The organism is Proteus sp. G2669, assembly GCF_009915245.1.
In the GTDB taxonomy this organism is placed as follows: domain Bacteria; phylum Pseudomonadota; class Gammaproteobacteria; order Enterobacterales; family Enterobacteriaceae; genus Proteus.
On record NZ_JAABLX010000046.1, the window covers coordinates 105,420 to 118,159 of the forward strand.

The following is a 12,740-nucleotide window of genomic DNA, read 5'->3' on the forward strand; positions in this document are numbered from 1 at the left end:
GCACATTATTATTTTTTTTTAGGGAGAGGGGTTATGCCTAGCTACTCAATTATGATAGTGGATGATCACCCTATCATGAGATATGGATTACGGCTATTGTTAGAAAAAGACAAGGATTTTGTCGTAGTAAGCGAAAGTGGCAATGTTCAAGAGGCTGTAACCGCTGCAAAACAATTAAATCCAGATTTAATTATGATGGATTTAAATCTACAAGGGCGTTCAGGTATTGATGCTATTCGGACACTTCGACGTTCTGGTTTAACATCTTACGTTCTTGTTTTATCCGTTTCTGATTCACGCAACGATGTTTATGCTGCGTTGGATGCAGGCGCAAACGGTTATCTTTTAAAAGAATGTGAATTAGATATGCTGCTACTAAGCTTGCGTAAAGCGGCTGTTGGGCATCCTGTTTATAGCGAGCGAGTTTGGCAATATATTCAACTTAGACAAAACTATTCTGATCCACTTTCAGCTCTTACGAAAAGAGAACTTGATGTCCTTCATGAAGTGTCAGTTGGTATGAAAAACAAGCAAATTGCTGAAAACTTATTTATTTCTGAAGAAACAGTGAAAGTTCACATTCGTAACATTTTAAAGAAACTGCAAGTTACTTCTCGTTTAGCTGCTAGTCTTATTCTTATTAAGCACCAGTATTAAACGTTTTACCCCGACACTGGGTCGGGGTAATCAGAGTTATTATTGAATATTTTGCTTAAACATGTATTAAGTCATTCATTACTCAATAGGAACAGGGTAACTTAATACTTTAAAATGGTTATCTGGCATTTTTTCAATATTTAACTGATAGAGCTCCCGATTAATTCCATTTATGACAATATCAAGTTCACTAAAAGCGGATTGTATTTCCTCATTAGTTGCCCATGAAGGAATGCCTTTTACACCATAATAGAAATAAATTTTACTTTTACCTGATCCTATCGGTTGGATCTCTTTTATTTGGCTAATAAACAGATGACCATAGCAGAAGTCTTGGTAAGGTTGCCACGCTGTGCGTCCTTTTTCACTGAGATTGAACACCCATTCTTCTCCATTTGCTGTTTGTTCAATTAATCCAGCCTCAACTAATGCATGCATTCTTTCTAACACCCAAGGTGCATCATCTTCATTGCTATATACAGGCCATTTCCCTTCGCCCAAACACAATAAATAATCACTGTTAAAAAAAGCTTCTAAGGCTATTTTATACTCATCAACTTTTTGACTGTCATTTTCTTCATCTGCCCAGCTAAAAGAAGAAAGTAAAAGTAATATAAGACTCAGTGAAATACTTTTCATATTCTCTTTTACCAACGGAAATCTTTATTCGTATTTGTATTACTCTACGCTACACAATTCGTTACACTAACGTGACAGTTTAATATCCGATATATTTTATAATGTAAATAGGATTTTTCACTACAACAAAAGCTGTTATTTTGAAATTGTATAACACTCATTCTCATCAATACTAATATTACGTATTGTCATATAAGGAAAATATCATGTCCACGACAAACCTGACATATACCATGTACGGCATAAAAAATTGCGATACAATCAAAAAAGCACGTAAATGGCTAGATGATAATCATGTTCCTTACGCGTTTCATGATTACCGCAAAGAGGGTTTGACGGAAGCATTATTACGCACCTTTACAGAAAACTTAGATTGGCAGACACTTGTGAATAAAAGAGGAACAACTTGGCGCCAATTATCTGATGAAGAAAAAAATGCAATCACGGATGTTACCTCCGCTATTTCACTGATGTTAGATAAACCCGCTATCATTAAGCGCCCTATTCTTGTCTCATCAGATAACCGCTTTATTGTCGGTTTTAATACTAATGACTATTTGACCTTTACAGGAGCCTAATATTTATGTCCTGTCCTGTTATTGAACTTGCACAACAATTAATTTCACGTCCGTCGATAAGCCCTGACGATCAAGGTTGTCAACAATTGATTATTGATAGGCTAGCTCCTCTTGGTTTTACTATTGAAAGAATGCCTTTTGGTGAAACAGAGAATTTATGGGCTTGCCGTGGTGGTGAGGGCGAAACTCTGGCCTTTGCTGGTCATACAGATGTAGTTCCTACTGGTGATCCTGCATTATGGGAACAACCACCGTTTGAACCGTCAATACGTGATGGCATGCTTTATGGGCGCGGTGCTGCTGATATGAAAGGTTCTCTTGCCGCAATGATTGTTGCCGCAGAACGTTTTGTTCGTTCTTATCCTGATCATCGTGGACGGCTGGCTTTTTTAATTACCTCCGATGAAGAAGCAAAAGCAGCAGATGGCACAGTGAAAGTTGTGCAATCTTTGATGTCACGAGGCGAACGTCTCGATTATTGCCTTGTCGGTGAACCTTCAAGCCAACATCAATTAGGTGATATGGTAAAAAATGGCCGTCGTGGCTCAATAACAGCGAATTTATTAATTCAGGGTGTACAAGGGCATGTCGCTTACCCTCACCTTGCAGAAAATCCTATTCATACTGCATCCCCTTTTATTCAAGAATTAGTCAATACGGTTTGGGATGAAGGCAACGAATTTTTCCCAGCAACAACCATGCAAATTGCCAATATTCATGCAGGTACTGGCAGTAATAATGTTATTCCTGGTGAGTTGTTTATCCAATTTAATTTCCGTTTTAGCACCGCAATTACTGATGAAGAAATTCGTCAACGTACAGAAGCTTTATTGCAAAAACACCAACTTAGTTATCATTTAGAATGGTCTTTATCAGGTCAACCTTTTATTACTGGTCAAGGTAAATTGCTTGAAGCGGTTCGCTATTCTGTTAAACATTATACCAATTTAGAACCAGAGCTCTCCACCAGCGGAGGCACTTCTGATGGGCGATTTATTGCTCAAATGGGAGCACAAGTTGTTGAGTTAGGCCCTGTGAATGCAACTATTCACAAAGTGAATGAATGTGTCAATGCGGCAGACTTACAGCAACTTAGTCGAATTTATCAGCGAGTGATGGAGCAACTTATTTTATGATAACACCTCTAATGTTAACGGGTCGTTCTACCGACCATTTGGTCACTTTATCAGGCCAACACCGTTTACAATTTAATGCCACTAAAGCGTTTTTAGCATTACAGCAACAAGCAACAAAAGCAGGTTTTAAATTAATGCCAGCCAGCTCTTTTCGCGATTTTAATCGCCAACTGGCAATATGGAATGGCAAATTTGAAGGAACGCGCCCTGTCTTAGATGCACAAAGCCAACCAATAGATATTCATTCACTATCAGAAGGTGAGCGTTGTACTGCCATTTTAAAATGGTCAGCATTGCCGGGAGCAAGTCGCCACCATTGGGGAACTGAAATTGATATTTATGATCCTTTTCGCTTACCTGAAGGACAATCATTACAGTTAGAGCCTTGGGAGTATGAAGACGGAGGCTATTTTGCAGAGCTTAATGAGTGGTTAACGGAAAATATGTCAGCATATGATTTTTATCGCCCTTTTACTCATAAAGAGAGCGATATTGCTTACGAACCTTGGCATATCAGTTATTGGCCTCTATCTCATGAAGCCTCACTTGCTTACACACCTGAAATTCTTAAATCAGTGTTAGAGGAAGAAGATATTTATGGTAAGCAGTGGTTATTAACGAATCTTGACGAGATATTTTCACGTTATATTGTTTTGCCTGAATAAAATTATTTCTCACATGGGGCTTCTTGTTGATCGTTTACAGGAAGTCTCCACATAAAAATTAATAAACAAACTAGGATCATGAGTAATAATATTCTGACCCATAGCATTGATACTAACCACAGTGAAATCGCAAAAGTAATTAAGATCACTAAGATAGCTTTAGGTTTCGCCCCTTTAGGCATGGCACGATAAGTTTGCCAATAACGTAAATAAGGACCAAACCAAGAACGGTAAAGCAACCAATGATGAAAGCGTGTTGATGAGCGTGAAAAACACCATGCAGCAAGTAATAAAAAAGGTGTTGTGGGTAATACAGGTAAAATAACACCCAGCGTGGCTAATCCAACACATAACCAACCTGCTATAATCAATAATATCCGTTTCATACTGTGCTTTTCCAACTTATGCTGTATTTGGTCATTTTATAGCGTTAAATAAAAAAGATCCTCATTCTCAATAACGATTCTAAAACAGAAGGTTTATTTATGCACTGGTTTGCTGACTATTGGTGGGTTATTTTAATTCTTTTGGTGGGAATTATTATTAACGCAATTAAAGATATGAACAAAATCGATCCTAAACAATTTCTTAAAAATAAGCGGAAATTACCCCCACACCGTGATTTTAATGATAAATGGGATGATGAAGATGATTGGCCTAAACAAAATCAAAACAAGAAGGATGAGAACAAGTAGCTAACCACTGTTGATAATGCGATGTTAATTGAGGATCTCTTTCAGCCATTAATTTTGCGCATTGTTCTCTTAGTTGCTTAGCTAAGACTTTTTTTCCTGATAAAGAAAACTCAGCTACACACTGTTCAACTGTTTTATTTTCTACAAAAAAAGCCACCAATAACGGGTAGTGTTGCTCATAACCTACCAAAAAGTTGGCAACACTCTCATAAACGGTGAGCTCCGGACGATGAGCAAATGCGAAACCTGCCATCATTAACCAAGTATCTTGTGGTGTAGCAATATGATGGGGTAGCAATTTCATTGATAAACAGATGCCTGTTTGCTGTTTTATCTTCTGATATTGCAAAGCAAAAGCACTTAAAGACGAGCGTAATAACTGTTCACCTTTTTCTGTTAGTGGATAAATTGCCATTGCGGCATAACATCCACTACTTGCCTCTTTGTGTACCCCTAATCGTACTATTTGAAAGCCACATTGCATCCAAAACTGCGCTAAAACTTCAGTGTAACCAAAGCTCACTGAAAGGTAATCAATAGCCTGTTTTTGGCTCTCTTTTACAATATTAGTTATTAAAGTTGCGGCAATTTTCTGACGTCGATATTGAGGCAAAACGGCAATTCGACTAATACGCAATGAGGTTAAACACACCGCATCTGGCGTTAAACCATAGGTGACTAATGATTGTGCAAGTAGATTACCTCTAGGCCTACGAGTACCCAGCCATACCTCATAAGCAAGTTTGAAAGGTAACCCCCCTTCTTCAATACACCACACGGCACCTACAATTTTTTTATTGATTGTCGCTGACCAATAACGCTGTTTTTGGCCATCAAGTAAACGCCGTAGATCCAATGGTGTTGTTCGATAATGCGCACTAGTAAGAAGTTGATAAAATCCATGTAATTGTGGAATATTATTATGCCAATTTCCTTGAAGCTGCTGGATATCGACTTCACCTTGTTGCTGGCGTTCAAAATCATATTCAGGTTCATCAAGCAATAACAACTGATTAAGCCAATTTTCTAATGGACAATCTTTAGCCCAACGGATTGGTGTTTGTAATTGATAGATGCGTAAATTGGGAATGTTGTCTCCTAATTTAAGCATAAAACCGCGCCCTGTTCCCTCATAACCTTGTACTGTGGTTGTCATTAACACATTAGGAAAATAACCACACAGCACTTCTAATTGTGCAATTGGTAGAGAAGCAGCTTCATCAATGATCAACCAATCACTTTGAATTGCATTATTTTTGCACAGAGCTAATAAATTATCAGGAGAGTAAAATGAAATGACTTTGTTGGTATGGAAAGATAAAACATCAGTGCTATTTTTAGCTGGTGCACAAACTATCACATTACCTTGACATTGCTCGATAAACATACCAGCAAGCGCAGATTTCCCACGTCCTCTTGGTGCAATAACACTCCAAACACCAGATGTCGATATAAGCAAATTATCTAAAATCACTTGCTGCTCTGTGGTTGGTTCACCTTGTGGAAGCACCCAAGGTTTAGTTTTTTCTATCATTGTAGGCAATTTCAATAATGTTGATTGTTGCCACACAATCACTTGACCACCACCCAACGTGATATCTTTTAACCATCCCATAAAATTTGGTGTTGAAAGTATACCTTGAGCATCATTCCAGCGCTGACTATCGTTATCTATGTAGCGATCCCAATTATCAATATCGGGTAAGCACAGGATCAATAAACTACCAGCTTTTAATGTGCCCGTTAACATCGCTAAAGCATCGGTATTAAATCCCTCATTAGCATCAAAAACAGCATGTAGAAACTCTCGTCCTAGCAAACGAATAGCGTGCGCTGGTAAAATAGCATTAGGTTTACTGGAGGAAATCGTTATCCAATCACCTTCGCATAACTGGGTAATTTGCAGGATCTGTTCTGCTTGCCATGTTGGATCGCCCGCTAATAGCAGTAATTGACGCTGCCCAAATCGCGCTAACTTTTGTTGGTATTGATGCAAATGGGAGAATGACACTACTAGGATTTACCAATTAATAACGAAAGAATACCAGCTGCAATTAATGGCCCAACTGGAACACCTCGGAAAAGCGCTACTCCAATCACCGTTCCCACTAATAAGCCAGCAACTGTTGAAGGCTGGTTATTCATTAAAGAAACACCTCTAGCGCCTAACCAAGAAACAGCAATACCAATAGCAATCGCTAATAGTGATTTCCAATTTAAGAATGAATTAAGAACTTCTTGTCCTGATATACGCCCCGTTGCAATAGGTGTCATTACGCCAATGGTAAGAATTAAGATACCTATGGTCATGCCATATTTTTCAACAACAGGAAAATATTGATTTAATGGTGTAATTTTAATAACTAACAAAGCCAGCATAGCTAATGTTACAGTCATATTATGACTAATAATACCGAGCCCTGCGAGGACCAGTAAAATTAATAATGAGGGATCAACATTACTCATGTTTGTTCCTAACCCTTTCTCTTTATAGTGTTAATTGTCTTTTATTTACCAAAGAATGGTATTAGTTCAAAGACGAAGAAGCAAATGTATCGCAAGATTTGATACTACCGCTGTTATAACCACGCATAAACCAAGTTTTTCGCTGTTCTGCGGTGCCATGTGTAAAGCTATCAGGAACTGCATAACCTTGCTGTTGTTGCTGTAATTTATCATCACCAATAGCTTGCGCTGTTTTAATTGCCGTTAATACATCACTTTCATCAATACGGCCTTCACCTGCAATAAAATGCCCCCACATTCCCGCAAAGCAGTCAGCTTGTAGCTCTAATTTTACAGATAAACGATTTGCTTCTGCTTTTGAGCGAGCCATTTGTTGTTTTTCACGCATTTGAGTTGTAATGCCTAATAAATGCTGAACATGATGACCAACTTCATGAGAAATAACATAACCTTGGGCAAATTCGCCACCACCACCTAAGCTATTTTTCATTTCATTATAAAAAGAGAGATCAAGATAGATTTTTCGATCAGCGGGACAATAAAATGGCCCCATTATTTTTGTACCAGTTCCACATTGTGTTGTTGTGCTATTGGTATATAGCACGAGTTTAGGATCACTATATTGTTTTCCTGCTTGTGCAAAAATTGTCCGCCAGAAATCTTCAGTACTGGCTAAAATAACACTACTAAAATCGGCAGCTTCATTATAAAGTGCGGTTTGTTGCTCATTACGTTGTGGGGCTTGATTGTTGCCCCCCGTTAACGTGTTAAAATCAAATCCCATAAAGCTGGCGATAACTAAAACAATAATTATTACAAAACCATATTTAGTACGCAGTAAAAGTGCAATTAATCCTAATGGGAGATTGCCACCACCAGATGCAGAGGAAGGTTGTCCCCTTCGGTCTTCTACATTATTACTTCTTCGGCGATCATTCCAACGCATAACTTATCCCCACTAGTTTAATAGGCTAATTTATCTTTATTATGAGTAAATTTATCACTTGATTTGAGATAATAACAAAAAATTGCCATCTCTATTCCCTATTTTTTAAGAGCAAGGTAATAGAGACTATTAGAGAAAATAACTCAACACACTCTAGTCATTTCATAATAGAATTCTTATTCCTAATCATCGTATTTTTTGTTAACACATTGAGATCTTAATGACTCGGACCCAACGCTTACTCACTTTATTACAAATTTTAAAAGAAAACCGTTATCCGATAACTGCTGAAGCGCTCGCTGATAAATTACACATAAGTGTACGGTCGATTTATCGTGATATTGAATCTCTACGTGATCAAGGTGCTGAAATTACGGGTGAAGCGGGTATGGGTTATCAATTAAAATCAGGATTATTACTTCCTCCATTAACCTTTGATATTAATGAATTGGAGGCCCTTATCTTAGGGTTACGTTGGGTTGAAAATAATACAGATAACGAATTAAGCTACTCGGCATTACGTGCAATTAATAAAATTAATGCCGTGGTCACAACACAGCATCAAACCTTACTTGAACAAAATACATTATTTGTTCCTACAAACCGAATTATTGAAGTTAACCACACTATTGCTAAAGATTTACGTTTAAGTTTGCGTGAAGAGAAAAAAGCGAAGATTGATTATAAAGACGCTCAAAAACAATTAAGTCATCGTATTATTTGGCCGATTGCGATTGGCTACTTTCAAGACTCACAAGTCATTGCTGCATGGTGTGAATTGCGTCAAAGCTATCGCCATTTTAGACTTGATAGAATTATTTCTTATGATGTATTAAGTGATAATTTACCTTATCCAAAAAGTTATTTGCTCGATAGATGGAAAAAAGAGATCCTCAAAGACACTCCTGACAATAATTGACACTCAACTTCCGTAATATCTTCCTTGCTGTTATTAGTTTAGCAATTTCAGTTTAAACAAACATAATCTCAATCAACACAGTAAGGAAACATCATGAGTGAACTTATCCTTTATACTAATACAATGTCTCGCGGCAACACGGTTGAGCTCTTTTTAAAAATACTCAATGTGCCATATCAACGTGTTGAATTAGCGTATGGTGAACCAATGCATAGCCCTGAATACCTTGCAATTAATCCGATGGCAAAGGTTCCTGCATTAGTTGATGGCGAATATATTGTTACAGAAACTTCCGCAATTTGTGCTTATTTAGCGGATAAGTTTATTGAGAAAGGATTTGCACCTGCACTAAATTCCCCCGAACGTGCAGCTTATTATCGTTGGTTCTTTTTTACCGCAGGACCCATTGAAGCGGCATTTACAGTCAAAGATCTCAGTATAGAGTTGAATGAAGAACAACAAAAATCCTCTGGTTTTGGTTCATTTGAACGAGCCTTTCATTGTTTAGAAACGGGGCTAGCTAGTGCTAATACTTATATTTGTGGCAAAAATCTGACTGCCGTTGATGTGTATGTAGGTTATTTCCTTATATTTTTGTGCAAGTATGCACTTATCCAGCCTACACCACTGATTAACCAATATATTGATAGCCTTGCACTTAATAATGAAATTAAACAATTATTAGAAAGCTTAGGATTACGATAAATTTTCTTATTATTAAACGTAATTCAATTAAGCTATCACCATAGTTGCTTAGTAGCATTGCTATATTTGTTTAATATATTTCATTTAAAATGCTTCTATTAAGACAAAAGGTCAGTTTTTAAGCTGACCTTTTCTAATTACATCTTGTTTAACTTGACGTAATCGTTTGCGTATTTAGTCTAAAGAAACACCGATTCGACGTGCAACTTCTTCGTATGCTTCAATTAATCCGCCTAAGCTTTGACGGAAACGATCTTTATCCATTTTATCTAAGGTATTTTTATCCCATAGACGGCTACCATCGGGAGAGAATTCATCACCCAATACAACTTTACCGTGGAATAGACCAAATTCGAGTTTAAAATCGACTAAAATAAGCCCTGCTTTATCAAACAATTCACTAAGGACATCGTTTGCTTTATAGCTAAGACGTTTCATTTCTGCGAGGTTTTCTTTAGATACCCAATTAAAGGTTTCACAATAAGATTCATTCACCATAGGATCATGACGTGCATCATCTTTTAAGAATAAATCAAAAATAGGTGGGTTTAAAAGCATACCTTCTTCAACGCCTAAACGTTTAACTAATGAGCCAGCCGCACGATTGCGGATAACACATTCAACAGGCACCATATCGAGTTTTTTGACTAGCACTTCATTATCAGAAAGCAAACGTTCCATCTGCGTTGGGATACCCGCTTCTTCCAGTTTATTCATAATGAAATGGTTAAATTTATTATTTACCATGCCTTTACGATCAAACTGTTCAATACGTTGGCCATCTAACGCTGATGTATCATTTCTGAATTCAAGGATAAGAAAATCAGAAGATTCAGTGGTATAGACTGTCTTGGCCTTTCCACGATACAACTCAGCTTTTTTCTGCATCTGACACACTCCAAAGATGTGATAGGTTTAACAAGAAATTTGCTTCCCATACTCTACTCTAGATTAGATAAAAAAGCTTTTAAAACGTGAGAACTATCACTAAAAAATCTTGAAGATAACGTACTGATAACAACACTGTTTATAGACAATAAAAGCAAATTATTAGCTTTAGCATTAAAAGTAACAATAATTAACCACTAAAAATAATAAAAAGAAGTTCTATAATAAAGTATAGAATATAGATAATATAAAAAATCAAAATAAGAATATTTTTAGTTTATACCACTGTATCATCTCCTTTTTAGAGTTATATTATTTTTAATAATTGATTGATTCATTTTTCATTACACCTATTTTTAGTTATTGTGAATAAAAAAACCAAACTAACTTCTTTTTTATTAGAAACTAATTTGGTTATATCTCTTATTACTAAATTGCAATAAGCTATTTTTATTCATTTATCTTTGTATTTTTCAAATATTCCTACGAATACAAATGGCATAAAAATTTTATTACATAATAAAGCAATAAATTTCATAAGCAAACCAACCCAATAAGGCACCTGCTGGCAAATCAATTAAATAGTGTTGTTTAGTAAACATACAAGATAAAGCAATAAATAATGGGAATAAGAAAACCCAAGGCCCTAGTGTTGCATAAGCAAGACAAGCCGTAAGTGTTGCAACTGAAACGTGCATACTAGGGAAGCAGTTTGATGAGTCATCAAAGTGTTGAACAAACTTAAGAAATTTTTCTGATGCCGTTTTTCCTGGATTAATGGTTCGCCAATGTGCAGGGGTTGCAACAGGAAATACTACAAAGAAAAACATTTGCATGACCAACAGAACTATATAACTAAAAACAATCATAATAAATTGTCTTGAGTCTTGAATAATCCAGTTAAGATATAGAATTGCTGGATAATATAAGAAACTATAAATCCATGACCACCAAGGCCAGAAAGGAATTTTTTCATCAACAGGTGAATTAATTACTTTCACTTCTCTCAATGTATATCGTTGAGTAAAAAAATAGAATTGATAAACACCTACAATAAGTATCCCACTTAATATCAAGTGAATAATCATATCACCCGCACTCATAAATACTCCTTCATATAGTCAGAGAATGCTTTGTTATTTTTATTAAGAATAAGAATTGATGCAATATTACATAGATTTAAGATCATTGCATTAAGATTAATATTATTAATAACATCAAATTTAACATTATCATTAAAAGAGCATTCAATTTATGACAGATTTAATAGTGAATCTCTATTTAAATCTCTAGAAATAAAAATAAGAATAGATAACTTTTACCTATTAAAGACATAAAAAAACCGCACAATATCAATTGTGCGGTTTCTCTTTATTTTATAAAGCGGAATACTTATTTCACAGGTTTACTGAAAGCGGCTTTCAATGCTGCAACCATTTGATCATTCTGTGATTGTGTTAATGGCTTACCTTTATCACTAATAAATTGTAGGCTACTACGGTTATTTAAATCACCTACTTGTAATTTATAATCCGCTTCTTCTACAGTTGGTCTATCAACACCTAACGAGCTCCAATTTGCGCTACTCATTCCTTTATAGGTCACTTCAACTGAACCTTTAGAACGTGTGCGGTCGCCCATTTTCATTCCCACGCTTTCTAATGCGATTGGCAATCTATCCCAAACAACATCGAATGGCGCACGTACAATAATCACTGGAAGCCCTGCATTATCACTGCCACTCTGGACATCAATAATACCCTGAAGATTACTTGTAGCTGTATTTTCGCTTAAATTACGCATACGGTTTAAACCATCAACCAGTTCATTAAGCATTAAAATATTATAACGTTTCACTTCAGCTGGATCAGTAACATCTGTTTCGCCTTGGCGTAAACCTTCGTTAGTCACGGTTAATGAAATTACATTACCCGCTTGAGCTATTACTAAACGTTGACGTGTTTGGAAAGGCACGTTTTCATCTGCACGTAACCATGTTATCCAATCAGTATGAATTTCTTTTTGCCCTGCATCACTTTTTACAATAGCAACGCCTTTATCCTTTAAGATAGCCGTTACTTGCTCATATAGTGTTGTATTTTCAGGTGTGCTAGGTAAGAACAGTTTGCTGTTATCTGCATTATTTTCACTACGTGAACCACTTAATAAGTTCAGAGCTTGAGTCGGTGGACGAATATCAAGCGCTAAACCTACTGGCTCAGTTTTTTTAGGGGTTGGAATATCATATTCCCCATTTTGCAAAGGCAACACCATACCCGCCGGAATAGCTAAATTCTTTAGCCCTGCCGTCTCTAAATAAGACTCATCACCACTGACCTGACGTTTATAGCGCTGATCACTTGAACAGGCTGCCAGTAAAACCACCAGCGACAGACCCGCGACTTTCATAATCTTTGATTTATGCAATAGTGTTGCCATTAAAATT

Annotated in this window: 15 protein-coding genes; 7 read left to right on the top strand and 8 right to left on the bottom strand. The window is 36.5% G+C overall.

Features of this window, described 5'->3' with window-relative positions; translation table 11 throughout:
- The first annotated feature begins 33 nt into the window (after window positions 1-33).
- Window positions 34-657, top strand: coding sequence for a response regulator (locus GWI68_RS12890; RefSeq protein ID WP_166540552.1), 624 nt, complete (start codon window positions 34-36; stop codon window positions 655-657).
- A gap of 78 nt (window positions 658-735) precedes the next feature.
- Here the strand turns inward: GWI68_RS12890 and GWI68_RS12895 are convergent, their stop codons facing one another.
- The gene (locus tag GWI68_RS12895) at window positions 736-1,296 is read right to left on the bottom strand and encodes a hypothetical protein (RefSeq protein WP_109407709.1); all 561 of its coding nucleotides are present in this window, start codon (window positions 1,294-1,296) and stop codon (window positions 736-738) included.
- 206 nt (window positions 1,297-1,502) lie between these two features.
- Between GWI68_RS12895 and GWI68_RS12900 the strand changes: the two genes are divergently transcribed.
- The 3 genes from GWI68_RS12900 to GWI68_RS12910 are packed head-to-tail and all read left to right on the top strand — an operon-like array spanning window position 1,503 to window position 3,675.
- A complete protein-coding gene (locus GWI68_RS12900) occupies window positions 1,503-1,874 on the top strand; it encodes an ArsC family reductase (protein WP_072068406.1) in 372 nt (123 codons plus the stop codon).
- Window positions 1,875-1,879: 5 nt separating this feature from the next.
- Entirely contained in the window at window positions 1,880-3,010 is a 1,131-nt protein-coding gene (dapE, locus tag GWI68_RS12905) for a succinyl-diaminopimelate desuccinylase (protein ID WP_109407710.1), read from the top strand.
- Window positions 3,007-3,675 carry a M15 family metallopeptidase gene (locus GWI68_RS12910; RefSeq protein ID WP_166540553.1) on the top strand — a complete coding sequence of 223 codons (669 nt, stop codon included), beginning with the start codon at window positions 3,007-3,009 and terminating at the stop codon, window positions 3,673-3,675. Before dapE ends, GWI68_RS12910 begins: the two co-directional genes overlap by 4 nt.
- 2 nt (window positions 3,676-3,677) lie before the next feature.
- On the opposite strand, the gene GWI68_RS12915 is transcribed toward GWI68_RS12910, so the two are convergent.
- The gene (locus GWI68_RS12915) at window positions 3,678-4,061 is read right to left on the bottom strand and encodes a DUF454 family protein (protein ID WP_109407712.1); all 384 of its coding nucleotides are present in this window, start codon (window positions 4,059-4,061) and stop codon (window positions 3,678-3,680) included.
- 99 nt (window positions 4,062-4,160) lie between these two features.
- Between GWI68_RS12915 and GWI68_RS12920 the strand changes: the two genes are divergently transcribed.
- Window positions 4,161-4,370: a YpfN family protein gene (locus GWI68_RS12920; RefSeq protein ID WP_036936107.1), complete on the top strand. Its 210-nt coding sequence runs from the start codon at window positions 4,161-4,163 to the stop codon at window positions 4,368-4,370.
- On the opposite strand, the gene GWI68_RS12925 is transcribed toward GWI68_RS12920, so the two are convergent.
- From GWI68_RS12925 to GWI68_RS12935, 3 genes are all read right to left on the bottom strand, one after another.
- Window positions 4,333-6,381: a GNAT family N-acetyltransferase gene (locus GWI68_RS12925; protein WP_166540554.1), complete on the bottom strand. Its 2,049-nt coding sequence runs from the start codon at window positions 6,379-6,381 to the stop codon at window positions 4,333-4,335. The two genes, GWI68_RS12920 and GWI68_RS12925, sit on opposite strands and share 38 nt — an antisense overlap.
- 2 nt (window positions 6,382-6,383) lie before the next feature.
- On the bottom strand, window positions 6,384-6,836 hold the full coding sequence (locus tag GWI68_RS12930) for a DUF441 domain-containing protein (RefSeq protein WP_006533030.1): 453 nt from the start codon (window positions 6,834-6,836) through the stop codon (window positions 6,384-6,386).
- 61 nt (window positions 6,837-6,897) lie between these two features.
- A complete protein-coding gene (locus GWI68_RS12935) occupies window positions 6,898-7,782 on the bottom strand; it encodes a neutral zinc metallopeptidase (protein WP_109407714.1) in 885 nt (294 codons plus the stop codon).
- Between the two features lie 220 nt (window positions 7,783-8,002).
- On the opposite strand from GWI68_RS12935, the gene GWI68_RS12940 reads away from it, so the two are divergent.
- Both GWI68_RS12940 and GWI68_RS12945 read left to right on the top strand, forming a co-directional pair.
- Window positions 8,003-8,701, top strand: coding sequence for a YafY family protein (locus tag GWI68_RS12940; RefSeq protein WP_166540555.1), 699 nt, complete (start codon window positions 8,003-8,005; stop codon window positions 8,699-8,701).
- A 93-nt stretch (window positions 8,702-8,794) separates the two neighbouring features.
- Window positions 8,795-9,406 carry a glutathione S-transferase family protein gene (locus tag GWI68_RS12945; RefSeq protein WP_166540556.1) on the top strand — a complete coding sequence of 204 codons (612 nt, stop codon included), beginning with the start codon at window positions 8,795-8,797 and terminating at the stop codon, window positions 9,404-9,406.
- A gap of 174 nt (window positions 9,407-9,580) precedes the next feature.
- On the opposite strand, the gene purC is transcribed toward GWI68_RS12945, so the two are convergent.
- From purC to bamC, 3 genes are all read right to left on the bottom strand, one after another.
- Entirely contained in the window at window positions 9,581-10,294 is a 714-nt protein-coding gene (purC, locus tag GWI68_RS12950; protein ID WP_072068417.1) for a phosphoribosylaminoimidazolesuccinocarboxamide synthase, read from the bottom strand.
- Between the two features lie 512 nt (window positions 10,295-10,806).
- Window positions 10,807-11,397, bottom strand: coding sequence for a phosphatase PAP2 family protein (locus GWI68_RS12955; RefSeq protein WP_072068419.1), 591 nt, complete (start codon window positions 11,395-11,397; stop codon window positions 10,807-10,809).
- A gap of 289 nt (window positions 11,398-11,686) precedes the next feature.
- Window positions 11,687-12,733: an outer membrane protein assembly factor BamC gene (gene bamC / locus GWI68_RS12960; protein ID WP_072068420.1), complete on the bottom strand. Its 1,047-nt coding sequence runs from the start codon at window positions 12,731-12,733 to the stop codon at window positions 11,687-11,689.
- Window positions 12,734-12,740 lie beyond the last annotated feature (7 nt).

Coding starts and splice junctions, on each gene's coding strand:
- GWI68_RS12890 (WP_166540552.1), top strand. CDS start 34: ATGCCTAGCTACTCAATTATGATAGTGGATGATCACCCTATCATGAGA.
- GWI68_RS12895 (WP_109407709.1), bottom strand. CDS start 1,296: ATGAAAAGTATTTCACTGAGTCTTATATTACTTTTACTTTCTTCTTTT.
- GWI68_RS12900 (WP_072068406.1), top strand. CDS start 1,503: ATGTCCACGACAAACCTGACATATACCATGTACGGCATAAAAAATTGC.
- dapE (WP_109407710.1), top strand. CDS start 1,880: ATGTCCTGTCCTGTTATTGAACTTGCACAACAATTAATTTCACGTCCG.
- GWI68_RS12910 (WP_166540553.1), top strand. CDS start 3,007: ATGATAACACCTCTAATGTTAACGGGTCGTTCTACCGACCATTTGGTC.
- GWI68_RS12915 (WP_109407712.1), bottom strand. CDS start 4,061: ATGAAACGGATATTATTGATTATAGCAGGTTGGTTATGTGTTGGATTA.
- GWI68_RS12920 (WP_036936107.1), top strand. CDS start 4,161: ATGCACTGGTTTGCTGACTATTGGTGGGTTATTTTAATTCTTTTGGTG.
- GWI68_RS12930 (WP_006533030.1), bottom strand. CDS start 6,836: ATGAGTAATGTTGATCCCTCATTATTAATTTTACTGGTCCTCGCAGGG.
- GWI68_RS12935 (WP_109407714.1), bottom strand. CDS start 7,782: ATGCGTTGGAATGATCGCCGAAGAAGTAATAATGTAGAAGACCGAAGG.
- GWI68_RS12940 (WP_166540555.1), top strand. CDS start 8,003: ATGACTCGGACCCAACGCTTACTCACTTTATTACAAATTTTAAAAGAA.
- GWI68_RS12945 (WP_166540556.1), top strand. CDS start 8,795: ATGAGTGAACTTATCCTTTATACTAATACAATGTCTCGCGGCAACACG.
- purC (WP_072068417.1), bottom strand. CDS start 10,294: ATGCAGAAAAAAGCTGAGTTGTATCGTGGAAAGGCCAAGACAGTCTAT.
- GWI68_RS12955 (WP_072068419.1), bottom strand. CDS start 11,397: ATGAGTGCGGGTGATATGATTATTCACTTGATATTAAGTGGGATACTT.
- bamC (WP_072068420.1), bottom strand. CDS start 12,733: ATGGCAACACTATTGCATAAATCAAAGATTATGAAAGTCGCGGGTCTG.